Source organism: Flagellimonas oceanensis, from assembly GCF_003992595.1.
GTDB lineage: Bacteria > Bacteroidota > Bacteroidia > Flavobacteriales > Flavobacteriaceae > Flagellimonas > Flagellimonas oceanensis.
Window position 1 is genome coordinate 235,913 of sequence record NZ_RZNA01000052.1, and the last position, 24,829, is coordinate 260,741.

The window sequence follows — 24,829 nt, forward strand, 5'->3', positions numbered from 1 at the left end:
ACGAACAGCAAAATTGATCTGTAAATCACGTTAGTTCAGTTTTAGTCTATGTAGTCTTTGATCACATCGTACCAGATGTCATAACCTTTATCGTTCATGTGCAGGCCATCTTCAATAAAAATGTCCTGTTTTACCTTTCTTTCATCCAACATGGGGTACCAAACATCCACAAAATCGATTCCGTCGGTTTTGGATGCCAATCGGTCGAGTTTACGGTTTAATCTGCGGTACCTACCTCTATATTTCCAACGGGAAATGCTTGGTTTGGCGGAAATGAGCACAATCTCCATGTTCGGATTTCTTTGTTGAAGAATGCCAAGAATGTATTCGGCTCGTTTCAGTATTTTTCGAGGTCTCTTTTTGGCAAAGATATCGTTGTCCCCCTCATAAATAAAAACTTTTGATGGATTGTAGTTCAATATCAATTCATCCAAATAAAGTTCAAGGTCCGAAAATTGTGAACCACCAAAACCAGTGTTCAATACTTGGTGCTCTGGAAAACGATCCTGGACATCTTCCCAAAAACGAATACTCGAACTTCCCGTAAATACAATGGTCGGTCGGGACGAATCCCAAAGGGAATCATTCTTTTGCTGGATTGCCTTAACTTCATTTTCAAAGGGATTGTCGGTCTGCGCAATGGCCATCAATGGAAATGTGAGCAATGCAATAAAAAGATATTTCATTCTACTGTTCTTTTACCTTAAAATGACGTTGAAGATAGTGATATTTTTCCGTAAGTATGCGTTGTTGAAAAATACCAAAAGACTTTTCATAAGTAAAGTTTGAAGATGGAATCACAACCAAAGGGAGTTCGTATTTTTGGTCAAAATCCAAAGTCATGAATACAAGATCGGAACAGTTGGCCGCTTTTGACCGCCTTTTGACCATTATGGATGAATTGCGCGAACAATGTCCGTGGGACAGAAAGCAGACCATGCAAACCCTTCGCCATTTGACCATTGAGGAAACCTATGAACTGGGCGATGCCATTCTGGACAACGATTTGGAGGAAGTAAAAAAAGAACTGGGCGATATCTTGTTGCACATTGTTTTTTATTCGAAAATAGGTTCCGAAACACAGGATTTTGATATTGCCGATGTGGCCAATGGCATTTGTGAGAAACTCATCAATAGGCATCCGCATATTTATGGCGATGTGAAGGTCGAAAATGAAGAGGATGTAAAGCAGAATTGGGAAAACATCAAATTAAAAGAAGGGAAGAAAAGTGTACTCGAAGGTGTGCCCAATGGTCTGCCCTCCTTGGTCAAGGCCAATAGAGTCCAAGATAAGGTCGCAGGAGTGGGATTCGATTGGGAACGACCTGAACAGGTCTTTGAGAAGTTAAAAGAGGAATTAGGAGAGCTTCAGGAAGAAGTGGAGGCCAACAATGCCGATCAAATGGAATCTGAATTTGGCGATGTGCTGTTTTCAATGGTCAACTATGCCCGTTTCCTGAAAATCAATCCAGAAAATGCATTGGAACGTACCAATAAAAAGTTTATTAAGCGCTTTCAATATGTGGAGCAAAAAGCAAAAGAAGCAGGTAAATCCATGAGCGATATGACATTGGCCGAAATGGACGTGTTCTGGGAAGAGGCAAAACAGCTATAATATGTATCCATTCCCTAACAGATTCATTCATCTTAATTGTGGGCAAACTGACTATCTTTGCCATCCTTTTTTAAATATACGTTGTGTTTCAAAACTACACTAAAGAATTTGCCTATAATCTAAAACTGTCCTATCCCGTGATTTTGGGAATGTTGGGGCACACCTTTGTGGCCTTTGCGGACAATATTATGGTAGGGCAGCTGGGAACGGCCGAACTGGCCGCCGTTTCTTTGGGGAACAGTTTTGTTTTTATCGCAATGTCGCTCGGAATTGGTTTTTCCACGGCCATTACACCCTTGGTGGCCGAAGCGGATGGCGCAAAAGACCAAGCGGCGGGCAAAAGTGCCCTAAAACACGGTTTGGTACTTTGTACGCTTTTAGGCTTGTCCCTGTTCGGGCTTATCCAAGTTGCCAAACCTTTGATGTACCATATGGAGCAGCCTCCCGAAGTGGTGGAACTCGCTATGCCCTATCTGGACTTGGTGGCTTTTTCCTTGGTGCCTTTAATCATATTCCAGGCGTTTAAACAGTTTTCGGATGGGCTCTCACAGACCAAATACCCTATGTACACCACTATTGTTGCGAATGTCGTCAACATAACCCTGAATTATTTACTCATATTTGGTTCATTCGGATTTCCAAAATTGGGCATTGTGGGGGCTGCAGTGGGTACTTTGGTTTCGCGAGTGATTATGGTCGCTTTTATATGGTATTTACTCCAACGAAAAGAGAAGTTCGAAGCTTATGTGACCCATTTCAATTTTAGAAAAATCGAGAAAAAAGTGATGCGGAAAATCATCAGTCTTGGTTTTCCCTCTGCGTTGCAAATGTTTTTTGAAGTAGCCATTTTTACCGCGGCCATTTGGTTGAGTGGAGTTTTGGGTAAAAATGCACAGGCCGCCAATCAGATTGCTTTGAATTTGAGCAGCATGACATTTATGGTGGGAACAGGGCTCAGTGTTGCCGCCATGGTAAGGGTGGGAAACCAAAAAGGGCTTCGGAATCATAAAGAACTGAAGCGCATCGCGGAATCCGTGTTTTTCTTGACATTGCTTGTGGAAGTCGCTTTCGCTGCCATTTTTCTGTTGGGAAGACATTGGTTCCCCACGATTTATTTGGATGTTGACGATATAGCCAATCAGGCCGATAATACCGAAGTGATTTTTATAGCTGCCAAATTGTTATTGGTTGCTGCTTTTTTTCAGATTTCAGATGGATTGCAAGTGGTGGTTTTGGGGGCTCTTCGAGGTCTTCAGGATGTGAGGGTTCCCACACTCATCACGTTCATAGCCTACTGGTTGATTGGTTTTCCCATCAGTTATTATTTGGGATTGCACACAAGTTTTGAAAGCACAGGCATATGGATCGGATTATTGTCGGGGCTTACGGCATCGGCCGTAATGTTGTATCTTCGATTCAACTTTTTGACCAAGAAATTGATAACGAGTTAGAGGATTTCCAAGATTGGAATCAAAATAAGAACACATGGAACTACCTAAATTTTTATTGGCCGACAATACGGATCATCCCGAGGCCATTTTTATCGTCCATACCGAATACCCTAGATTCATCATCAACCTGGAAAATGACGAGGTGGAATGGATGGAAGAATTCTCCAAACAAGACGAAGCCGATTTAATGGAGGAAGCCGAAAGTTTGATCGAGGCCGCCACAGCTTTTTATGATCGGGAAGTCTCCAGATACGATCAGTAATGCTGGAACAGTTACTGCAACAGGATAAAGAGCTGTTTTTGTTCCTTAATGGATTGGGAACCGAAACTTGGGACGGCTTCTGGATGTTTATGACAACAACCAGAAATTCCGCACCCCTTTATTTGCTATTGCTTTACTTGTCTTACCGAACCTTTGGTTGGAAGGGAACAGGAATAATATTGGTATCCATCGCCCTGCTGATTACCTGCACCGACCAATTATCCAATTTTTTCAAATATGGTATCGGTCGTTTGCGTCCATGCCACGAACCCGAAGTAAGCAGCGCAATGCGTTTGGTAAAGAGTTATTGCGGTGGACAGTTTGGATATTTTTCCGCCCATGCGGCCAACTCTTTTGGTCCAGCTGTATTCTTTATTATAATGTTCAAGAACAGAGTAAAGTATATTTCTTGGGTTTTGCTGCTATGGGCCTGTATTGTAGCCTATAGCCGAATTTACATTGGTGTGCACTATCCGTTGGATGTGCTTACAGGCGCCTTGGTGGGTACACTTTTCGGTTGGTTGTGGGCCAAGTTGGCTATATTTGCTTTCCAAAAAACAGGGGTATGATCTCGACAGCCAGATACTGGTTTTATATTGCATTGATCGTGTTGGTGTACATCATTGGGATGTTCGTGACCCTGTTCGAGAACGATTCCGCCCAATTTGCAGTTATGGCCATGCGAATGGTGCAGGAAAATGATTTTTTGAGCCTGTTCAAAGGCCCCGAAGAGTATCTGGACAAACCACATATGCATTATTGGTTGGCCGCACTTTCCTATAAAATATTCGGCATTCACGATTGGGCCTACCGCATTCCCGGTATTTTGTCGACTTTGTTGGGTGCCTATAGTTGCTACGGACTTGGAAAATTGCTCTACAATAAGGACGTGGGGCGGTTCGCCTCATTGATTTTTATGACGGCCCAAACGATGGTCTTGGCCAACGTCGATGTACGTACCGATGCTGTTTTGACTGGATTCACAATTTTTTCCATTTGGCAATTGGCCACATATATCGAGAAAAATACCTTAAAAAGCATTGCTTTGGGGGCTTTTGGGGCGGGAATTGCATTTTCGACCAAGGGTCAGATTGCTTTGGTGGTCATTGGCATATCAATACTGTGTCACTTGGCCTATACCCGAAAATGGACACAATTACTGAACTGGAGAGTAGTGGTGGCCATTTTGGTCTTTGGATTGACCATTACCCCGATGTTGTACGCCTATTACCATCAGTTTGATTTGCACCCTGAGAAAGTAATCCGTGGAAAGGATAACCGCAGTGGCATCTTCTTTATTTTTTGGGAACAAAGTTTTGAGCGGATGAGCGGCGAAGGCATCGGGAAGAACAGTAGCGACTTTTTCTTTTTCTTTCACACCTTTTTGTGGGTATTCCTACCGTGGACGGTTCTCGCATTGATAGGCTACTGGATGAAAGTAAAAACGTTTTGGCAAGCCAAATTCGCTTACATGCCGAATTTGGAATTCTTGACCTTGGGCGGGATTTCAATTCTGTTCCTGCTAATCAGCTTTGCCCAGTTTAAGCTTCCCCACTACATGAACATCCTGATGCCCTTGTATGCTATTCTGTCGGCAGGGTTTTTATATGTCTTGCATCAACAACAAAAATTAAAGATGGCCAAAATCATTTTGGGTATCCAATATTTTATATTGGGATTGGTAGTGATCTTCTCAGTTCTAGTGAGTTTCTACGTTTTCAAACTGGAGCATTGGTATGGTTATTTATTCTTGTTGATGGCACTCGCATTGGTGTCGTACATTATCCTCCAAAAGGAAGCTCCGTATACAAAGATCGTCACTGTTGCCATTTTGAGTTCTGTTCTGTTGAATGGCTTGATGAACGCCCATTTTTACCCAAAATTGCTCGATTATCAGGGTGGTTCCAATATGGCGGAAAAGGTACAGGAGAAGAATATTCCCGTGGACCACATTTATAAGGTCTCGGAAAGATATTCCTGGTCGTTGGATTTTTACAATAAAAAGCCGGTTCAAATAGTTACGATGCCGGAAATAGCCAAAAAGAAGGATGTTTGGGTCTATGCTACGGAGGAAGAATTGAACAGATTAAAGAAAAATGGAATTGCTTGGGATGAGCAAATTACCGTGGATCAATTTCGTATTACCCGATTGCAGATCAAGTTTCTGAATCCGAATACCCGTGAGGACAAATTGAACAAAATGCATTTGGTCCATCTGGATTAGTCCACCGCTTCCAATTTTGGCTTTTTAAAATGAAAAATCACACCAAAAAGTGAGGTCAGTGCCGTAATCAAAAAGAAGGTAAAGCTGATGCCAATGGACATGCTTTCATCCAAGCCCAGCCATTTTGCTCCGTACAAAAAGGTAACCTCTCTACTTCCGATGCCGCCAATCGTCAACGGAATTACGGAGACAATCGAAGAGACCAAAAACACAAACAGGTATTCAATACTATCCAAACTAACGGACAAAGACTTCAAAATAAAGAGAACACAGACCAATTGTGCCAATTGGACCAAGGCCGAAAACCCAATGGATTTCCAAAATACGGGTAGGGTAGCCGTGAAAAAGGTCTTGTTCACAAACCAAAATACCACAACACTCAACGGAATGGCCGCAACAATCAACCAGTAAAAACGCTGGAAAAAGTCATTCTTGGATAATAAAGCGAGTACACAGGCATAAACAAAAAGCAAGAGCATCCCGCTTAAACGGTCCAGCAGCAAACTGGAGACCACCTTTTTAGTACCAGGTCGATATTCTTTTTGGATGATGTAGCCCTTGTAGGCATCACCGCCGATACCTCCAGGTAAAAAGAGGTTGTAGAACATGCCCAACAGGTATAGCTTCAAATTGCCCAACTGGGAAATCTTCGCCCCGATTTGATGAAAATACAAGTTGGTCCTAAAAGCGGATAAAACCTTGGACAACACAAAAAACAGCAGCGCTAAGAATAAGTATAGAGGCTCGCTTTTTTTTAGGGTCTGGACTACATCCTTCAGCTCTATTTTCGTGAAAATAAAGTAGATCAGTACCGCGCTAACAATGATTTTTAGAGCAGTGATGAGCTTTTTACGCAGCTTTTCCGTCACCTATGGTAATTTTTTTGATGCGATATGGCCGTTTCTGTTGTGATTCGTAGTAGGTACGGATCAAGAGTTCCATCACGATTCCGATAGTGAACAACTGGATTCCCCCAACAATGAACATCATACCAAAAATAAGTAAGGGTCGGGTTCCGATGTCCTGACCGAATCCAAGTTTCACGATCAACAGATACACATTGATCAATATGCCAAGTATGACCAATAACACCCCAAAAATTCCAAACAAGTGGATGGGACGTTGGAAGTATTTTCTAATGAAAAGCAACAGCATCATATCGGCCACTACCTTGAAAACCCGTTCCAGACCGTACTTGGAAACCCCAGCGTGCCTCGCATGGTGCTTTACTGGCACCTGTTTGATCTGTGCACCTTCCAAATGGGCCAAAAGGGTAATAAAACGGTGCATTTCCCCGTATAGGTTTAGGCTTTTTGCAATGTCTTTGGTAAAAACCTTGAGCGCACAACCGTTGTCCTTGATGTCCAATTTGGTAACCCTGCGTACCAAAAAGTTGGCGATTTTTGAGGGTATTTTTTTTGCCAAGGAATCCTTTCGCTTCTGACGGATACCGGTCACGACGTCGTATTCCTCGGTGATGGCATATTGCAACATATTCGGAATATCAGAAGGGTCGTTTTGGAGGTCGCCATCCATCGTGATGATGTATTCGCCCTCGGCATAGTCAATTCCTGCGGCAAGGGCCAAACTTTGGCCATAGTTCTTTTTCAATTCGATCAAGTGGACCCTCTTATCATCCATTTCCTTAACCTTGATTCGGGTTTTATCGGTGGAAAAATCATCCACATATACAATTTGGTAATTGTACCCTTCAAGGCTTTCATTGATTTTTTGGGTCAAAAGAACCACGTTATCTTCCTCGTTGTACAAAGGAACCACTATGGATAAAAGGGAATCGGTAACAGTGCTCATTCAGTATAAAATCTGTGCAAATTTATTGCTTTTATTTAAAGTTCCTTGGTAATCTTGTCCAATAGGATTTTGGCAGCGTAAAATGGTGAAATTTTATGCTCTTCGATTTCTGTCAACAACTTGGCCTGTTCTGTTTTAAAGGTTTCTTTTTGATGGAAAAATTGTTTGATGTATTCGTCCACGGTCTGAAGGAACCAATTTTTGTTCTGCTGTTGTCGGTTCTTTTCAAAAAAACCGTTTTCCTTGTTGTGTTTCACGAATTGCTGCACCATTTCCCAGATGTCTTCAATCCCTGTGTTCTCCACGGCAGAACACTTCATCACTTTAGGCGTCCAGCCGTTGGCTTTGGGCGGATACAGATGCAAAGCCCTTGAAAATTCTGTCACTGCTAGCTTGGCGTGTTCCAAATTACTGCCATCCGCTTTGTTGATGGCGATGGCATCGGCCATTTCCATAATCCCTCTTTTTATGCCCTGGAGCTCGTCTCCCGCTCCTGATAATTTGAGCAGCAGGAAAAAGTCCACCATGCTGTGCACGGCAATTTCACTTTGGCCAACGCCCACGGTTTCCACTAAAATGACATTGTATCCCGCAGCTTCGCAAAGTATGATGCTTTCCCTGGTTTTTTGTGCCACACCTCCCAAAGATGTACCGGAAGGAGAGGGGCGGATAAAGGCATTCGGGTCTTTGGCCAAGGTTTCCATTCGGGTTTTGTCCCCTAAAATGCTACCCTTGCTCAAGGAGCTGGTCGGATCCACGGCCAACACTGCGACTTTGTTGCCTTGGTCGGTCAGGGTTTTGCCCAAAGTTTCGATAAACGAACTTTTACCGACCCCTGGAACCCCTGTAATCCCAAGGCGAATGCTATTTGTAGATTTGGACAAACACTTTTCAATAACGGCATTGGCCTTTTCAAAATGGGCCTGTTTGGTACTTTCCAATAGGGTTATGGCCTTGGCAAGCATAGCTTTGTTACCATCAAAAATACCTTGTGCCAAAGCATCGGCAGAAAGTTCTTGTTTTCTGAGTGCCTTGATTTTGGAAATAGTATGCGTGGGTATTTTGTTATCTTCTGCCAAGGGAACGGTTCATCGGTTTATACGAATTTATGAAGATTTTATGGGTTTGTCAGGACTTTGGTCGGATTGTAAACGCATTTTTAATCCAACCATTTCACAAAAATTTAATATCTGTTAAAGTGGACTTCCGCCAGCAAATTGGTACCTTATTCGTTACATAACCGGCAATCGCAAGAGTGCCGATTTTTTATGAACCTATAAACATTTAAAAGATGAAGACTATTTTTGAGGCCAAGGCCACCAATACAGGAGGAAGAGCAGGACATGTAAAGAGCGAGGACGGTGTTTTGGATTTCCCGATAAGTATGCCGAACTCCAATGGGAAGCCAGACCCGAAATCCACCAATCCTGAAGAACTTTTTGCTGCGGCTTACTCCACTTGCTACGCTGGTGCGGTAGAGGCCGTTGCCAATAATCACGATATTGATGACCTTGGAGATTTTAATGTAACCGCCATTGTAGCTTTCAACAAAGAGGAGGAAGGTTTTTTCTTGGAAGTTACCCTTGACACTTATTTGCCAACAGTGGATAAGGAAATGGGAGAGACCATTATTAAGGAAGCTCACGAAATGTGTCCTTACAGCAAGGCCACACGCGATAATATTACCGTGCATTTAAATTTGTTAATGGACGAATAAGCCACGTAACTTTTTAATTATGAGCCCCGTTGAAATTATCAGCGGGGCTTTTTTTGTTAAAAATGCGCCAAAAACGTACTAATTTGCAACGTTGCATTTTTTGCATCGTCCTTAATACAGAACAACTAAAAAACCAAACATAGAACCAAGTGTGCTCCATATCGAGCTTGTAGAAAAGTGCAAGGCGAACGACCGCCAGGCGCAAATGAAACTGTATCGTCAGTATTGCGATGGTATGTTTTGTGTGGCCATGCGCTTTCTAAAAAATGCCGAGGACGCAGAAGATGTGTTGCAAGATTCGTTTATCAAGGCGTTTCAGCGAATTGAACAGTTTAAGGGAGATGTAACGTTCGGGGCATGGTTGAAGAGAATTGTAGTGAATGGCAGTATCGATTTTTTAAAATCGAAACATCAACGTACGGTGGAGCTCAATGAAAGTTATCTACAGGTGGCGGAAGAGGATGATTGGTCGGTGGAGGAAGGAATCTCCATCGAACAAGTGAAGGAGGCCATTGAGGAACTGCCCCAAAAATATAGATATGTTGTGCAATTGTTTTTAGTGGAAGGGTATGACCACTCGGAAATTTCTAAAATACTAGGAATAACCGAAACGGCTTCACGGACCCGATTGCTGCGGGGAAAGGCACAATTAAAAGAAAAACTAAAAGATTTGGCTTATGGCACGTGATCTTAGAAAATTGTTTGAAAAAGAAAGGAAGGAGAAGCGCTTCAAAATGAAAGAGGGTCATGAAGACCGTTTCTTTGCGAAGCTGGAAGATGAGTTGCCGAAAGACTCTCCTGAGAAAAGTGTCTTTTCCCTTTGGATGCAGATTGCTGCCTCTGTAGTGGTTGCCGTGGGATTATCCTTCTATTATTTCAGCAGTGATGAGGGAACAGTGGACCCAGATGAAAAAATAACCGTTGTGGATAGGAATAATCCAGGTAAAAAGGCACAGGGCATTTCGTTGGGAGATCTATCCCCTGACCTAAAAAAGATAGAAACTTATTACACGACCAATATCAACCTGCAGTTGTCCGAATTGGCCGATGACCCGGGTAACAAGGAACTTGTGGACAGCTATATGGAGCGATTGGCGGAACTGAACAAGGAATACCAACGGCTGAACCAAGAGCTGAACGAATTGGGCCCGAATGATCAGACGATAAGCGCCCTGATCAATAATCTACAACTCCGGTTGCAATTATTGCAAAAGTTAAAATCAAAGTTGAATCAATTAAAATCATCAAAAAATGAACAGGAATCATCAAATATTGTTTAGCGGCTTGCTTCTTGCTTTGTTCGGGTTTACCGGCCAAGCGCAGGAAAAGTCCAAAACCTACAAGGAAACCTTCAATGTCAACAAGGACACGGAACTCAACATCAATACAAGTTATGCCGATATAGAGTTTGAGACTTGGAACAAGGATGAGGTGGAAATCACTGCCGTAATCGAGCTGGAAGGAGTGGACAAAGAGGAGGCCGACTCATATTTTGAACAGGACTTGGTCAAAATAATGGGCAATAGTAGGGAAATTGAAGTCAGCACTGAAGGCGCTGGACCCAACTATGCTTTCAATTTTCAAGGGTTCAATATCGATATTCCCGAAATGCCATCGGTTGCTGAGATTATGGCCGATGTCGAGATTCCTGAAATATCAGAATTTGTCATTCCAGAAATTGCCGTAATGCCATCTATGCCTCCTTTACCACCGATGCCCCCTATTGAGTTTGATTATGATGCCTATAAAAAGGACGGAGAGAAGTATATGAAGAAATGGCAAAAGGAGTTCGCCAAAACTTTTGATGAAGAGTATAAAGAGCAATTTGAAAAATGGGGCGAAGAAATGGAAAAGATGGCTGAAGAGCGGGAGGCCCAAAGAGAGGAAATGAGAGAGGAAAGAGAGCGATTCCGTGAAGAGCAGCAGGAAGTGCGCAGGGAAATGCAAGAAGTAAGGAGAAAGCAGCAAGAGGAGATTCGAGCGCACCAAGCCGAAATCAGGGAGGAGCAAGCTAAACTTAGAAAAGAGCTTCGGGAAAAAGCACGATCCGTAAACGGTGGTCCCAATGTGTTCTATTTTTCTTCCGACGGGAAGCACAAAGAATATAAGGTCAAAAAACGAATCATCATCAAAATGCCGAAGTACATTAAATTGAATATGAATGTACGTCACGGTGAGGTAAAATTGGCTGAAAATGCCAAAAACATCAATGCAAGCTTGTCCTACGCAAGCTTGCTTGCCTCAACCATTGATGGTGCCAATACCGATATTCGGGTATCCTACTCGCCAGTAGTTGTACAAAACTGGAACTATGGCAGCTTGAGTACGGACTATTCCGATAAGGTCAACTTAAAAGAGGTAAAGGAACTGAAATTGAACTCGGTTTCTTCCAATGTAGTGATCGGCAGGGTGTCCAATAGGGCAGTGGTAACCAATAATTTTGGGGCCTTGAGTATTGATGAAGTGTCCAATGGCTTCAATACCATCGATATTTCCTTGGAAAATGGCGAGCTGGATTGCAAACTGCCCGAAACACCATATGTGATTTCGGTAAATGAGATCACTTCGGGCTTTCAATACCCCAAAGCATTGAAGATGACTTCTACAAAGGATAGGGGTGGGAATCGATATACGGGATACAACATCAACAAAAATGATGGGAAGACCATCACGATAAACTCCAAATTCAGCGAGGTGGTTCTAAAGAACTAGCTTTTTTGCCCGTCCCAAGGAACCACCTCAAACCTATTGGTCAATATAATTCTTCAATGACCAGCACCTACCCAATCATTTATCAGTGAGCACCTTCTTTTAGGTAGGACTCAAAATTCTTTTTGAAACGATTCAATCTGGGAATCGATACATTTCTCACATAACTGTTGTTTGGATTTCGCTTTTCGTAGTCCTGATGGTATTCCTCCGCCATGTAGAATTTTTCAAAAGGGGTTACCTCCGTTACAATAGATCGGTTACCGTAAACATTCTCAGATTCCAGAAGGTTGATATAATCTTGTATGATTTTCTTTTCGGCATCGTTTTTATAGAAAGCGATAGATCGATATTGTGCGCCACGGTCAGGTCCCTGTCGGTTGAGGGTGGTGGGGTCGTGCGAACCAAAGAACACCTGAACCAATTGTTTGAAGGATATGACATTGGGGTCGTAATAAACTTCCACAGCTTCCGCATGATGCGTTCTGCCATACGAAACCTCTTCGTAGGTGGGATTCTTCTCCGAACCACCGGAATATCCTGAATATACTTCTTTTACCCCTTTCACGCTTTCAAAAATGGCTTCCACGCACCAAAAGCATCCACTGGCAAAATACGCGGTCTCATATTCTTGGAGTTGCTCAGCCGTAAGTTTGGTCTTCATATGTGATGCTGATCGCTCTGTTTTGGCAACTTCTTGTTTGTCGGATTTGTTTTTGGGTTGGCAACTTATGGATACCAATAGGAGTAGAATTAAAAATGGAGTTCTCACGATTTTCATTTTAGTTTCTTGTTTAGTTGTAATAAGATACCAACAATTACTGGGATGGCCGTTAAAAAATGTTAATCATCTCTTTTTGGACACTCAAAATGTATTTAGGGAAAAAATTGACATTCGTCAATTATAGTTGTGTTTTCCTACATAAACTCACAAAAATTAATCTTTTTCCTACAAATAAATTATTGTTGTTCAGTGAGTTGCAGATGAACAGCATAGCAGATTATCGATGAAATGCATATGCGTTCGGTATGTTGTTTTTGGGGTCAAAAACGTTTGTCGAGGATAAAAAACACTTTACCCGAAAAAAATTTATTCACCGAAAGAAAGGGGTCATTGAGCGATGGAAATCGAGTTGAGCTTGTTCGCGAAAGTAATTTTACATCGTAAAACAATCAGAACAAATGAAGACAATTTTAACCATCATCGCAGTAACTTTTTTCGGAACTATGGCTTCTGCCCAAGATATTTCTAAAGAAACTAAAGTAGCTACCACTACAATGGGTGTTGAGTTGAAAGTTGAAATGAACAACACAATCAGAAAGGATAGGAAAACAGCGAGATTGTACAAATTCAAGAACTCCAGAATCAAAAAGGAGCTTTCTTTCAAAACGAAAAGGAACAACGCTAAATTGGCTTAATAACGATGTTGGATGTGTTGATACCCTTTGTGTTGTCGCTAAGTATTGCTTTTGTTCTGGCAAGCATAGCGTTCTCTTTTAGGGAAAGAAAATTCTAGAAGTTTAAGTTTATATTGGAATATATAGGATGGGTCGGTGCAAGCCGACCTTTTCTTTTTGTGTGTGGTCAATCAATCAATTATTGATCGACAGAGTTGAACTGCTCTATCACTTCCTCGAATTCAATGGTGTAGTGTGTGCCTTTTTTGGCATAGTCCCTGGTAATGGAACCCCTGAGTTGGCGTGCCAGGTTGTAAATAAGCTTTAACCCCAAGGAATTGGATGTCTTTGGATTGATTTCTTCTGAATAACCGACCCCATTATCACCAAGGTACATTTTGTAACGGGTTTCATCCATTTTCTCCACAGAAACATGGATTTCGCCGTCATTTCCTTCTGTGATACCATATTTTAGGGCATTGGTAATGGTTTCGTTGATAATCAATCCCAAAGGGATTATGGTATCGATGCTGAGTTTGTAATCGGCAATGTCCAAATTCACTTTCACATCGCGGTTGCTTCCCTTTACCGACCGTACCAGATAATCGCATAATTCCCTTACGTAGGGTTCAAGTTCAATTTTGGAAAGATAATCATCCCGCTTGTACAACATTTCGTGGACCATGGCCATGGAAACCACCCGGTTTTGACTGCTTTTGATGATATTACTGATTTTACTGTCGTCTATTGCTCTGGATTGAAGGCTCAGCAAGCTGGATACGGTCTGTAGGTTGTTCTTGACGCGATGATGTACTTCTTTGAGCAATGTTTCCTTCTCATCAATACGTTCTTGTATCTCATTTCGGGATTTGTACAGCCTATGGTGCGCGTTTAAGAGGTTTTTTCCAAAAACACCTCCCAAAAGATATACGGCAAACATGGCACTCAAATAGGCGAACCAACTTCTTGCTTCCAATGGAACGGTGTTTTCGGAGATTTTAAAATCTCCCACATCATAAAGGAACAGAAGGGTAAGTACTGCTAAATTGAGGATGAGGTATAGTTGCCCAAAAACCCTTGTGGTCACATAACCGGCAAATACAATAATGGCCAGGACGAAAACAAACGGACTTTCGATTCCGCCACTGTAAAGGGTAATGATGACTGCACCCAACATGGAAAGAATGGATGTTGAATTGTAGGTGAACACCAATTTTTCGTGTTGTTTATAAAGGAGCGTGTTTATTAGGTTGATTAATGCGTAGGCCCAAAAGGTATAGGGAATGATTCCTTTTATATCCAAAAAGAAATAGCATGCCAATCCAAAAATGGCAGCAAAGAAGGAAGAATTGTAATTTACCTTAAGTATCAAATCAATCTTGTCTTGTAGTCTATATGTATCCTTATTAGGATTCTTCATATGCTGCGCGTGAATATAACCCTATCACAAAAAAGTTGCAAAAATGGTGTGATAGAGTCGCTTAATGGGGTGTTTTTCAGCTGTAAATCTAACTATGTTTTTGATATAAAAAAAGTGGCAGCTATAATAACTGCCACTTTGTAAGCTATATTGGGAATGGTTTAGTCGTTTACCAAAACCCATTCGCCTTTGTCAATCAGAGGTTCTGCTTGCTTGTATTTTACGGTTTTGCTTTCCCCTGACATTACATTTTTGATGGTAACCCTTTCATTTCTACCGATTTTCGGTTTTTCCCGAACAATGGTTTCTGTTACTTGAGGGCGCTGTCCTTGGGTTTGGCCCGCAGCCCTGTTCTGTGCGGCCAATTCGTCGCTGTTCGGAATTTCCTCTTTTGAGGTCTGTATGTTTTCCTTTGGTCTGCGAACATTTCTGGCCTCTTGAATCTGTTCCGTATTTTCGGTAGGCAGTTCTCCTTTGAAAAGGAAGGATATTACTTCTCGGTTGACTTTGTCAATCATTTCCTTGAAAAGCTCAAAAGCCTCGAACTTATAGATCAATAAAGGATCTTTTTGTTCGTGAACGGCCAATTGCACGGACTGTTTCAATTCGTCCATTTTTCGCAAGTGCGTTTTCCAAGAATCGTCGATAATGGCCAAAGTGATGTTTTTCTCAAAATCAGTGATCAGCTGCTTCCCATTGGTATTGTAAGCCTTTTCCAAGTTTGTTACCACGTTCAAGGATTTGATACCGTCCGTAAAAGGAACTACGATGCGTTCAAACTTGTTGGACTCATCTTCGTACACCTTTTTGATGACTTGGAAGGCAACCGTGGCGCTACGCTCCATTTTTTCTTTGTAGAAACTGTAGGCTGCATCGTTGACTTTATTGGCAATCTGTTGAAAGCTCATTTTCTTGAACTCTTCCTCATCGATGGGAGAGGTTATGGAGAAATATTTAATGAGCTCGAATTCAAAGTTCTTATAATCATCGGCCATTTTATTGGTTTCGGCAATGGCTTCAGAAGTATCATAGATCATGTTGGCGATGTCCACTTTCAAGCGTTCACCTTCCAAGGCATGTCTTCTTCTTTTGTAGATGACCTCACGCTGGGCGTTCATTACATCATCGTATTCCAATAGTCGCTTACGGATACCAAAGTTGTTCTCCTCCACTTTTTTCTGGGCACGTTCAATGGATTTGGTCATCATGGAATGTTGAATCACTTCACCGTCTTCCAAGCCCATGCGGTCCATCATTTTGGCCACACGGTCCGATCCGAACAATCGCATCAAATTATCTTCCAAGGAAACATAGAACTGTGAACTGCCCGGGTCTCCTTGACGACCGGAACGACCTCTCAACTGTCTGTCCACACGTCTGGAATCGTGACGTTCTGTACCGATGATGGCCAAACCACCAGCTTCTTTGACTTCTGGGGACAATTTAATATCAGTACCCCTACCGGCCATGTTGGTTGCAATGGTCACAACGCCACCCTTACCGGCCTCGGCTACGATGTCTGCCTCTTTTTTGTGCAGTTTTGCGTTCAATACATTGTGAGGCACTTTACGCACACTCAACAATTTTGAAAGCAATTCCGAAATTTCAACAGAGGTAGTACCAATCAATACGGGTCTTCCTGCTTGTGAAAGCTTTGTGACCTCGTCGATGATGGCATTATATTTTTCCCGTTTGGTCTTGTAGATCAAATCTTGCCTATCGTCACGGGCAATGGGTCTATTGGTCGGGATTTCCATAACATCCAACTCGTAGATTTCCCAGAACTCCCCTGCTTCGGTCACAGCTGTACCGGTCATACCGGCGAGCTTGCTGTACATCCTAAAGTAGTTTTGCAGGGTAACTGTCGCAAAGGTCTGGGTCATGGCCTCGATTTTAACGTTCTCCTTGGCCTCGATGGCTTGGTGGAGTCCGTCCGAGTATCTACGACCATCCATAATACGACCTGTTTGCTCGTCCACGATCATTACCTTATTGTTCATGACCACATATTCCACATCTTTCTCAAAGAGGGTGTAGGCTTTCAACAACTGGGTCATGGTATGGATTCGCTCACTTTTTACGGCAAAATCCTTAAAGAGTTCCTCTTTGAGTTCAGCTTCTTTTTCAATTTCAAGGTCCTGATTCTCAATTTTGGCAATTTCACTACCAATATCGGGCATCACAAAAAACTCTTTGTCCTGATCGGTTGATATATATTCGACACCTCTATCGGTAAGCTCTATCTGGTTGTTCTTTTCATCTATAACGAACAATAGGTCCTCGTCCACCTTGGGCATTTCCCTATTGTTGTCCTGCATGTAGAAGTTTTCGGTCTTCTGGAGCAATTGCTTAACACCTTCTTCACTCAAAAACTTGATAAGTGCTTTGTTTTTAGGAAGTCCGCGGTGTACGCGGAGCAAAAGGAAACCACCTTCTTTGGTATTTCCTTCTTTGATAAGTTTTTTGGCTTCGGCCAATACACCGGTCAAATGCTGACGCTGTTTTTGAACGATATCGGAAACTTGTGGTTTGAGCTCGTTGAACTCGTGACGGTCCCCCTCCGGTACGGGACCTGAGATGATCAAAGGCGTACGGGCATCATCGATCAATACGGAATCCACCTCATCCACGATAGCGTAGTGGTGTGGTCGTTGTACCAAATCGTCGGGCGTGTGGGCCATATTGTCACGCAAATAATCAAACCCGAATTCGTTGTTGGTTCCGTAGGTAATATCGGCATTGTACGCCGCTCTTCTACCATCGGAGTTAGGTCTATGCTTATCAATACAGTCCACAGAAAGCCCGTGGAACTCGAATATAGGGGCCATCCAGGCACTATCCCTTTTCGCCAGATAATCATTTACTGTTACCAAGTGGGCTCCTTTGCCCACCAAGGCATTGAGGTAGAGTGGGAGGGTGGCCACCAAGGTTTTACCCTCGCCTGTTTGCATCTCGGCAATTTTGCCTTGGTGCAGAGCAATACCACCAATGAGCTGTACATCGTAGTGAACCATGTCCCAAGTGACTTCTTTTCCTGCGGCATCCCATGAGTTTTGCCAAACCGCCTTGTCACCTTCCAATGAAACATAATCCTTATCGCCCGAAAGTGCCCTATCGAATTCGCTGGCTGTAACGGTAAGTGTTTCGTTCGCTGCAAATCGCTTGGCGGTTTCCTTGACCACCGCAAAGGCTTCGGGAAGAATATCTTCCAATGTTTTCTCTGAAATGGTATATGCTTCTTCGTTGAGCTTGTCGATTTCGGAATAGATTTCCTCGTTGCGATCAATGTCGTTGGAGTTTTCGACCTCTGCCTGAAGCTCGGCTATTTTATCGTTGACCTCTTTGCAATCTTCGGCTATTTTGGCCTTAAAAGAGGCTGTTTTTTGTCTCAGTTCGTCATGTGACAATCCTTCGAGCCGTTGTTCAAAGGATTTTATCTCTTTCACCAAAGGTTGTAGGGACTTTACATCCTTTTCCGATTTATCTCCTACAAATACCTTTAGTACGGAATTAATAAAACTCATGAAATGTTTTTTCTTTTGATTGTCAAAAGCTGTTCCATTGATGGGATTTCGATGGAATTCTTTCGCTAGGCTGTCAAAATTACATAAAAAAAAGCCTCAAATGAGACTTTTTAACGTGGTTTGTGTTTTTCGGATCTAATATTCATCCTCGTTCCAGAGGTAGTCCTCTTCGGTGGGATAATCGGGCCAGATTTCTTCAATTGACTCGTATATCTCGCCTCCTTCTTCCTCCATCGATTGTAAATTTTCTACAACTTCCAACGGCGCTCCTGTTCGAATAGCGTAATCTATCAGTTCGTCTTTGGTTGCTGGCCAAGGTGCATCACTTAAATATGAAGCTAATTCTAAAGTCCAGTACATAGTAACGGTTTGATTTATAATTTTTTGCAAAAATAATTTTTAAACCCAATTTGCCAAGTAAAAACAGTATTATTTAAAAATTATTTTATTGTTGGCAAAACAATTGGGATAAAAAAGCGATTTTTTCAGTCTAATTTCTCAGGGATCCACTTTATCTCATCGGCATTCAGGTCTTTTGACAATTTTCGCGCCAAAACAAACAAATAGTCCGAAAGTCGGTTAATGTACGATAGCACATTGTCTGGAACGGGCTCATTCTCGTGTAAATAGGAAATCATACGCTCGCCACGTCGGCAAACTGTTCTGGCAATATGACAGTATGACACGGTGGTGTGCCCGCCGGGAAGAATAAAATGTGTCATTTCTGGAAGTTCCTCGTTCATTCGGTCCATTTCCTGCTCCAAAAATTCAATATCATCGGAACTTATACGTGGAATTTTGAGTCTATTGTCTTTTTTGGGCTCTGTGGCCAAAATGGAACCGACCGTAAAAAGCTTTTCTTGAATGAGCGTGAGCGTTTTTTTGGAGTGCTCTTCCATGTCTTGATCCCGCAAAAGCCCAAGGTGGGAATTAAGCTCGTCTATGGTGCCGTAACTTTCAATACGGGCATGGTGTTTGGGTACACGGGTGCCTGTAAACAATGATGTGGTGCCCTTATCACCCGTTTTAGTGTATATCTTCATTTTTTCAGTAGTCAGTTATCGGAATTGCTCACAATAATGTTGTTACCATTCATGGTTGTCAATTGATTATTGTTCATTGTTCTTTTCGTGTTGGCGTTTTCCCTCCATAAACTTGCGGGACTTTCTACGCTTTGTGGCTTTTTTGTTCCTGAACAAAATAATCAGATAAATGAGTCCCAAAACGGCTAGTATATACCAAATGGTGTTATCTGTTGCTACATTTTCCATAACCTAAAATTACCGCTTTAAATTCGAATCGTAAAATGTTCCTTTACCTGTTCCCTTCGGATGGAAATAAGACCGCAATAGTACATATCAATACTTACTGTGATTTCCGGTAAGGCAATCAAACGGTTCCATTGTTCCAAATTTTCCTGGTTGCCATGAATAGAGTCGATTAAAACAAGACTGTCGTTGTGCAACTTTCCTTCGGAACGTATTTTTTGAAAGCTGGTCATGTCCATTTCATCCACAAAAAGAAGATCCAAAGGTTTTTCATCAAATCCAACTTTGGGAAAAGTCTGTTTGACCAATTCTTTTACCGCTCCATTATTTTTGATGCTGACCGTTTCAAAACCAAAATAACCAATGGTCTTGAGCAACACATTGATACTTTTCTTGCGATGAAACTTCTTTTTGATATAGAGGCATTGCGTCATATAGGCAAACACGAAAGGGGAGTGCACTCCATGTTGGTTGGTGGATCTGAGAAGAAATTTTATGTATGAAAATATTTTGAATGTCATTTTGATTACACCCCTATGGTCCCCTCAAGAGGACAATTTTACCCCTCTAAAATAGAAGAAAGTTCGAACCAGCGTTCTGTCTTTTCCTCGATGGCATCGGTTACCTCTTTAAGCTCAATGGAAAGGTCGGCAATTTCTTCACCCTCCAACTCAGGGTCCGTGAACTTGTTCTGCAGCACTACTTTCTTTTCTTCTAGTTTATGGATGTCCTTCTCCAGTTGTTTGTATTCTTTCTGCTCGGAATAAGATAGTTTACCGCCGCTGGTATCCCGCCAATTGTTTTCCGCTTTTTCTGAAGAAGCCGTCTTGTTTTCGCGTTCCTCAATTACTTTACTGGTCTCGTAGCTTCGGTAATCGGAATAGTTTCCAGGAAAATCTTCGATAACACCTTCCCCACGGAACACAAACAGGTGGTCTACAATTTTGTCCATGAAATAACGGTCGTGGGAGACCACGATCAAGCAACCTGGAAAATCCAATAAAAAACTTTCCAATACATTCAATGTGACAATGTCCAAGTCGTTGGTCGGCTCATCCAGAATAAGAAAGTTCGGGTTTTGTATGAGCACGGTGCACAAATAAAGTCGTTTGCGTTCTCCACCGCTCAATTTTTCAACAAAATCGTATTGCTTTTTACGGTCAAAAAGAAAACGCTCCAACAGTTGCTGGGCGGAAATCTGCCGCCCTTTTTTCAAAGGTATGAAATCCCCAAACTCGCGAATCACGTCAATGACCTTTTGGCCTTCTTTATCGGGGATTCCCTTTTGGGTGTAGTAGCCAAATTTTACCGTGTCGCCGACCACTACTTTTCCGCCTTCCACATCCTCCCTTTCGGTAATAACGTTCAAAAAAGTCGATTTCCCCGTTCCATTTTTTCCGATGATGCCTACGCGTTCGCCCTTGGTAAAGTTGTAGTCGAACTTGTCCAAGATGGTTTTGTCGCCATAGGATTTGGAAATATTGTGCAGCTCCAGAATCTTGCTGCCCAAGCGTTCCATGTTCAGTTCCAACTGTACCTCGTGCTCTTGGCGCCTTTGATGGGCACGTTTTTTTATCTCGGCAAAATCATCAATCCGTGATTTTGATTTTGTGGTACGTGCTTTGGGTTGCCTACGCATCCAATCCAACTCCTTTTTGTACAGCATCTTGGTCTTTTGCTGCTCCACGGCCTCGCGCTCCATTCGGGCCTCTTTTTCGTTCAGATAATAGGAATAATTGCCCTTGTAAGTGTAAAGTTGGTTGTTGTCCAGTTCCAAAATCTCATTACAGACCCTATCCAAAAAATAACGGTCGTGCGTTACCATGAACAGGGTTATGTTTTCCTTGGCAAAGTAAGCTTCCAGCCACTCTATCATTTCAAGGTCAAGATGGTTGGTGGGCTCGTCCAAGATCAACAAGTCGGGTTTGTTGAGCAGGGCATTGGCAAGTGCCAAACGTTTCTTTTGTCCGCCCGATAACGTGCTGACCTTCGCATCAAGTTTGGAGAGCTGTAATTGAAAAAGTATTTGCTTGTACTGTGTCTCAAAGTCCCATGCATTCAGTCGCTCCATGGCCTCGAAGGCTTTTTGGTACTGCTCCGTATCCTCAGGGTTCTCAACGGCCTTTTCGTAATTGGCAATTACTTTTAGGATTTCGTTGTCCGTTGTAAAAATGGTCTCCTCAATGGTCAAATTTGGATTTAGGTCCGGTTCTTGCTCCAAAAAAGAGATTTTGATACCCTTGCGCGTTGTCACTTGCCCGGTTTCTGAGGTATCCTTCCCAGACATGATGTTAAGGATAGAAGTTTTGCCGCTCCCATTTTTAGCGATAAGAGCTATTTTTTGGTCTTTGTTGATTCCAAAGGAAATATCGGAGAAGAGCACTAACTCTCCATACGATTTTGATATGTTTTCGACCGTTAATAAGTTCATGGGTGTTGTTTGTTGGCCAAACTATAACTTGGAATACCTGATGATGTACAGGTACCGAATAGCCAGCGTCAAAAGTAACGGAATAACCACAGGAGAAAAAATCTGGACCTTAATTATCCAGAGCAAAATCGTAACAACCATCAGCCCTAAAGCGACCCACAAATATTTTGGCACCCATTGAGGCACTTTATCTTGGAACACCAGGGCAAATGCTGTACAGGCATTTATTGGAAATGCCCATAAAATATTGAAATTATAAGGAGTGGAGGTGTGATCGGCAGCTACCCAAAGCAAGAATAAAAAAGTGCCTGCCAGTCCTGTTATGAATAACAGCGAAAAGTCCAACCAGCGACTGCGTGTTTTGTGTTTAAAGTCAAAATAGGTGATAATGGCCGTAAAAGCCATCAACATCAAAAACCAAAATAACGGTGATAGGGGGAAAAAGCCTTTTTGGGTGTGTTCGCTGTAATCCAAAATGGTACGTTCTCGCTGAACCAAGGGTTTTCCGTTCAAAGTCGTGTTTCGCAGTTGCTCCATGGCATAATAGGGCAAAAACATGTGTTCCTGTACGGTGGCTTTTCTGTCAACCGGCGAACCAAATGCCAAATCAATTCCAAACATGGACCAAGTGTTCACATCCATGAATTGTCGCACCAACTGACGAAAAGTGTATTGTTTCTCGAGATATGAACCGTCAAAAACAATGGCATCTCCGAATTGTTCTTTTAAAATATCTCCTGTGATACTTGAGCAGTTGTTCAATAATGGGTCGTATAGGTAATCCCTGTTTTCAGGAAGGTAGTTTTCCTCAAAAAATGCCAGGAGTTGGTTTCGATTTTCAAGATCGAGGTCCAAAATCTGCTCTTTTACCCATCTTTTCTCCAGTTCATATTCATACAGAAAACCTTCAAAATTTCTTCGGGAAAGGGAATAGATCATCTTTCCTTTCGTGAAATTCAAATAGAAATTAGGCTGATTGAAGTCGAAAGTGCCATAGTTGTATACCACATCAATGCCAAGTGCAGGGTCTTGTACACGAAACGCGCTATGGCCAAAGGCAGAATATAGTTCATCGCCCGCTGCGCAGGTAAGCAAGCTTACTTTTGAGTTTTCCGTAAGCTGTGGGGCTTGGGAAAAAAGAAAGTTCCCGATGATGAAGCAGAGAAATAGTAGATGGAGCTTTCGTCTCATTATGATTTTTATCAGGACAAATATCAGAATAAAAACGACTCGGTCTACCATCCGTTGCACACAGTTTAATTTTTCCGTTATTTTTACGGAAACCTAATTCTATGAAGTCCTATATTCCTAATTTTCTAACCCTACTTAATGTATTAAGCGGTTGTATTGCTACAGTATTTGCGGTACTCAATCATTTGGAGTGGGCGGCACTTTTTGTGTTCATCGGGATTTTCTTTGATTTTTTTGATGGTTTGGCAGCCCGTGCCTTAAACGTGCAGAGCGAAATTGGAATTCAGTTGGACTCCTTGGCCGATGTGATTACCAGCGGACTTGTTCCCGGTGTTGTAATGTTTCAATTGTTGAATATGTCGCAGACCGGTGGATGGAATATGCCATTTAGTAGTGAAGCAACTGATACCATGATGTGGTATGGAGGAAAGGTCAATACAATTTCGTTTATAGGATTTGCCATAACCATGGCTTCGGCCTACAGATTGGCCAAATTCAATGTGGACGAAAATCAAGTATCTTCTTTTGTAGGATTGCCAACACCGGCAAATGCACTTTTGATTCTTTCGTTGCCCATGATTCTTCTGTACCATAACAATGAGGTTTTGAATAATATTATTCTAAATCCATGGTTTTTGGTCATTTTGACGGTTTTGAGTTCGTATTTGTTGAACTCTCCTATTAAACTATTCGCTTTAAAGTTTAAGAATTGGAGCTTTAAGGATAACGGAATCCGTTATTTGTTCATCATTGGGAGTCTTGTATTGCTCCTGACATTGCGCTTTTTGGCAATACCTGTTATTGTTTTCGCCTACATTTTGATGTCATTGATCAATGGAAGTGGAAAAGGGGCATAGTGTAAAACAAGAAGCTTCGACCAACAGTGTTGTTTATCCTTCCAAGGTGGGATTGGAGTTGCTCATTCCCTTTTTTTTGATTTTCGGGATAGCCATTGTCCTCTCTTTTGAAAAAAGCAGCTTGATAAGTGTCATTGTCCAGTTTGGGATTATGTTCGCTTTCATGGCTCTATTTTTCTCGATTTCTTATGAGGTTACTGATGATGTTTTAACCGTAACCACCTTTTTCTTTATCAAGAAAAGTATTCTCATAAAAGATATTACAAGGATAGTGGAGTCAAACAATCCGCTTAGCTCTCCGGCAGCCTCCTTGGATCGTTTGGAAGTTTATTATGGGAAATACAGCAGCACTGTTATTTCCCCAAAAGATAAAGCAGGTTTTATTAAACATTTAAAATCCCTAAAACCGGAAATAACGGTAAAAATGAAGAAGGGACAGGAATAAACTTTGAGTTTCGCCAGTTTTGGTTTTGGGATAAAAACCCTTTTTTAATTCTTCTCCAATAAGCTTTTTGGAACAGTTTGTGTGGGAATTCTACTAATAACGATTATTTAAGGTGTACAAGATGGACTTTTTTAGAAAGTATATCTATCTGTGAAACAAACGCATTAAAATATTTAGTGTTGAAATTATTTCATGGTACGGTATAATGATAATTAAGTTTATAGTTGATAACCTTTAATTATCCATATAAGAATAATTGTATTTATTGTTGATAACCATTAATTCATTTAGAATGTCTAAACACACACCATTATTGTTTTACTTTTTGTTCATATTCATTTCGCTCAATGCCCAAAATCAAATAGAGGAGAAATATCGGGATTATTTCCAGTACCCAAGGGAGGTAGTGTACCTACATGTAAGTAAGGATATATTTCTTCCGGAGGAAGAGATATGGTTCAAAGGGTATCTGTACGATCAAAAAAACGCTAAACCATCAAAAATT

The 24,829-nt window shown here is 41.9% G+C and carries 26 protein-coding genes; 13 read left to right on the forward strand and 13 right to left on the reverse strand.

All coding sequences use genetic code 11. From position 1 onward, the window contains the following. Window positions 1–41: 41 nt before the first annotated feature. A complete protein-coding gene (locus EO132_RS18405; RefSeq protein WP_127139270.1) occupies window positions 42–686 on the reverse strand; it encodes a GDSL-type esterase/lipase family protein in 645 nt (214 codons plus the stop codon). A 155-nt stretch (window positions 687–841) separates the two neighbouring features. On the opposite strand from EO132_RS18405, the gene mazG reads away from it, so the two are divergent. From mazG to EO132_RS18430, 5 genes are all read left to right on the forward strand, one after another. Then, on the forward strand, window positions 842–1,615 hold the full coding sequence (gene mazG / locus EO132_RS18410; protein ID WP_127139271.1) for a nucleoside triphosphate pyrophosphohydrolase: 774 nt from the start codon (window positions 842–844) through the stop codon (window positions 1,613–1,615). Between the two features lie 83 nt (window positions 1,616–1,698). Beyond that, window positions 1,699–3,066, forward strand: coding sequence for an MATE family efflux transporter (locus EO132_RS18415; protein WP_127139272.1), 1,368 nt, complete (start codon window positions 1,699–1,701; stop codon window positions 3,064–3,066). A 34-nt stretch (window positions 3,067–3,100) separates the two neighbouring features. Next, window positions 3,101–3,328, forward strand: a complete 228-nt coding sequence (locus EO132_RS18420; protein WP_127139273.1) for a hypothetical protein — start codon at window positions 3,101–3,103, stop codon at window positions 3,326–3,328. Beyond that, window positions 3,328–3,897 (forward strand): phosphatase PAP2 family protein, encoded by a 570-nt coding sequence (locus EO132_RS18425; RefSeq protein WP_127139274.1) that lies wholly within the window; start codon window positions 3,328–3,330, stop codon window positions 3,895–3,897. The genes EO132_RS18420 and EO132_RS18425 overlap by 1 nt, the downstream gene beginning before the upstream one ends. Then, window positions 3,894–5,552, forward strand: coding sequence for an ArnT family glycosyltransferase (locus EO132_RS18430; RefSeq protein ID WP_127139275.1), 1,659 nt, complete (start codon window positions 3,894–3,896; stop codon window positions 5,550–5,552). The genes EO132_RS18425 and EO132_RS18430 overlap by 4 nt, the downstream gene beginning before the upstream one ends. Here the strand turns inward: EO132_RS18430 and EO132_RS18435 are convergent. Genes EO132_RS18435 through meaB form a run of 3 tightly spaced genes read right to left on the reverse strand, consistent with a single transcriptional unit; the run spans window position 5,549 to window position 8,443 of the window. Continuing rightward, a complete protein-coding gene (locus EO132_RS18435; protein WP_127139276.1) occupies window positions 5,549–6,421 on the reverse strand; it encodes a lysylphosphatidylglycerol synthase transmembrane domain-containing protein in 873 nt (290 codons plus the stop codon). The genes EO132_RS18430 and EO132_RS18435 overlap by 4 nt on opposite strands. Next, window positions 6,402–7,364, reverse strand: a complete 963-nt coding sequence (locus tag EO132_RS18440) for a glycosyltransferase family 2 protein (RefSeq protein ID WP_127139277.1) — start codon at window positions 7,362–7,364, stop codon at window positions 6,402–6,404. The genes EO132_RS18435 and EO132_RS18440 overlap by 20 nt, the downstream gene beginning before the upstream one ends. Before the next feature lie 35 nt (window positions 7,365–7,399). Then, window positions 7,400–8,443, reverse strand: a complete 1,044-nt coding sequence (gene meaB / locus EO132_RS18445; protein WP_127139278.1) for a methylmalonyl Co-A mutase-associated GTPase MeaB — start codon at window positions 8,441–8,443, stop codon at window positions 7,400–7,402. Window positions 8,444–8,655: 212 nt separating this feature from the next. On the opposite strand from meaB, the gene EO132_RS18450 reads away from it, so the two are divergent. The 4 genes from EO132_RS18450 to EO132_RS18465 all read left to right on the forward strand — a co-directional run bounded on the left by EO132_RS18450 (window position 8,656) and on the right by EO132_RS18465 (window position 11,793). Beyond that, complete coding sequence (locus EO132_RS18450; RefSeq protein ID WP_127139279.1) at window positions 8,656–9,081, forward strand: Ohr family peroxiredoxin; 426 nt, start codon at window positions 8,656–8,658, stop codon at window positions 9,079–9,081. 151 nt (window positions 9,082–9,232) lie between these two features. Then, window positions 9,233–9,769, forward strand: a complete 537-nt coding sequence (locus tag EO132_RS18455) for an RNA polymerase sigma factor (protein WP_127139280.1) — start codon at window positions 9,233–9,235, stop codon at window positions 9,767–9,769. Beyond that, the gene (locus EO132_RS18460) at window positions 9,759–10,361 is read left to right on the forward strand and encodes a hypothetical protein (RefSeq protein ID WP_127139281.1); all 603 of its coding nucleotides are present in this window, start codon (window positions 9,759–9,761) and stop codon (window positions 10,359–10,361) included. The genes EO132_RS18455 and EO132_RS18460 overlap by 11 nt, the downstream gene beginning before the upstream one ends. Further along, a complete protein-coding gene (locus tag EO132_RS18465) occupies window positions 10,333–11,793 on the forward strand; it encodes a hypothetical protein (protein ID WP_127139282.1) in 1,461 nt (486 codons plus the stop codon). The genes EO132_RS18460 and EO132_RS18465 overlap by 29 nt, the downstream gene beginning before the upstream one ends. Window positions 11,794–11,875: 82 nt before the next feature. On the opposite strand, the gene msrA is transcribed toward EO132_RS18465, so the two are convergent. Beyond that, window positions 11,876–12,571: a peptide-methionine (S)-S-oxide reductase MsrA gene (gene msrA / locus EO132_RS18470; RefSeq protein WP_127139283.1), complete on the reverse strand. Its 696-nt coding sequence runs from the start codon at window positions 12,569–12,571 to the stop codon at window positions 11,876–11,878. Between the two features lie 401 nt (window positions 12,572–12,972). On the opposite strand from msrA, the gene EO132_RS18475 reads away from it, so the two are divergent. Then, window positions 12,973–13,209 (forward strand): hypothetical protein, encoded by a 237-nt coding sequence (locus tag EO132_RS18475; protein ID WP_127139284.1) that lies wholly within the window; start codon window positions 12,973–12,975, stop codon window positions 13,207–13,209. A 178-nt stretch (window positions 13,210–13,387) separates the two neighbouring features. Here EO132_RS18475 and EO132_RS18480 read toward each other — a convergent pair whose 3' ends face one another. The 8 genes from EO132_RS18480 to EO132_RS18510 form a co-directional block, all read right to left on the reverse strand. After that, entirely contained in the window at window positions 13,388–14,608 is a 1,221-nt protein-coding gene (locus EO132_RS18480; RefSeq protein ID WP_127139285.1) for a sensor histidine kinase, read from the reverse strand. A gap of 161 nt (window positions 14,609–14,769) precedes the next feature. Beyond that, window positions 14,770–18,132, reverse strand: coding sequence for a preprotein translocase subunit SecA (secA, locus tag EO132_RS18485; RefSeq protein WP_127139286.1), 3,363 nt, complete (start codon window positions 18,130–18,132; stop codon window positions 14,770–14,772). Between the two features lie 135 nt (window positions 18,133–18,267). Continuing rightward, window positions 18,268–18,492, reverse strand: a complete 225-nt coding sequence (locus tag EO132_RS18490; protein ID WP_013551418.1) for a DUF2795 domain-containing protein — start codon at window positions 18,490–18,492, stop codon at window positions 18,268–18,270. 125 nt (window positions 18,493–18,617) lie between these two features. Continuing rightward, window positions 18,618–19,175, reverse strand: a complete 558-nt coding sequence (locus EO132_RS18495) for a cob(I)yrinic acid a,c-diamide adenosyltransferase (RefSeq protein WP_127139287.1) — start codon at window positions 19,173–19,175, stop codon at window positions 18,618–18,620. Window positions 19,176–19,241: 66 nt separating this feature from the next. Then, window positions 19,242–19,403 carry a DUF3810 domain-containing protein gene (locus tag EO132_RS19380; RefSeq protein WP_164732385.1) on the reverse strand — a complete coding sequence of 54 codons (162 nt, stop codon included), beginning with the start codon at window positions 19,401–19,403 and terminating at the stop codon, window positions 19,242–19,244. Between the two features lie 17 nt (window positions 19,404–19,420). Then, window positions 19,421–19,861 carry a hypothetical protein gene (locus tag EO132_RS18500; RefSeq protein WP_127139288.1) on the reverse strand — a complete coding sequence of 147 codons (441 nt, stop codon included), beginning with the start codon at window positions 19,859–19,861 and terminating at the stop codon, window positions 19,421–19,423. 98 nt (window positions 19,862–19,959) lie between these two features. Then, window positions 19,960–21,831: an ABC-F family ATP-binding cassette domain-containing protein gene (locus tag EO132_RS18505; RefSeq protein WP_127139289.1), complete on the reverse strand. Its 1,872-nt coding sequence runs from the start codon at window positions 21,829–21,831 to the stop codon at window positions 19,960–19,962. A gap of 21 nt (window positions 21,832–21,852) precedes the next feature. Then, a complete protein-coding gene (locus tag EO132_RS18510; RefSeq protein WP_235856510.1) occupies window positions 21,853–23,022 on the reverse strand; it encodes a lipoprotein N-acyltransferase Lnb domain-containing protein in 1,170 nt (389 codons plus the stop codon). Between the two features lie 101 nt (window positions 23,023–23,123). Between EO132_RS18510 and EO132_RS18515 the strand changes: the two genes are divergently transcribed. From EO132_RS18515 to EO132_RS19385, 3 genes are all read left to right on the forward strand, one after another. After that, on the forward strand, window positions 23,124–23,879 hold the full coding sequence (locus tag EO132_RS18515) for a CDP-alcohol phosphatidyltransferase family protein (protein ID WP_127139291.1): 756 nt from the start codon (window positions 23,124–23,126) through the stop codon (window positions 23,877–23,879). Next, the gene (locus EO132_RS18520; RefSeq protein ID WP_127139292.1) at window positions 23,857–24,324 is read left to right on the forward strand and encodes a PH domain-containing protein; all 468 of its coding nucleotides are present in this window, start codon (window positions 23,857–23,859) and stop codon (window positions 24,322–24,324) included. Before EO132_RS18515 ends, EO132_RS18520 begins: the two co-directional genes overlap by 23 nt. A 292-nt stretch (window positions 24,325–24,616) precedes the next feature. Next, window positions 24,617–24,829 (forward strand): hypothetical protein (locus tag EO132_RS19385; protein ID WP_164732386.1); only part of this gene is annotated, 213 nt, incomplete at its 3' end.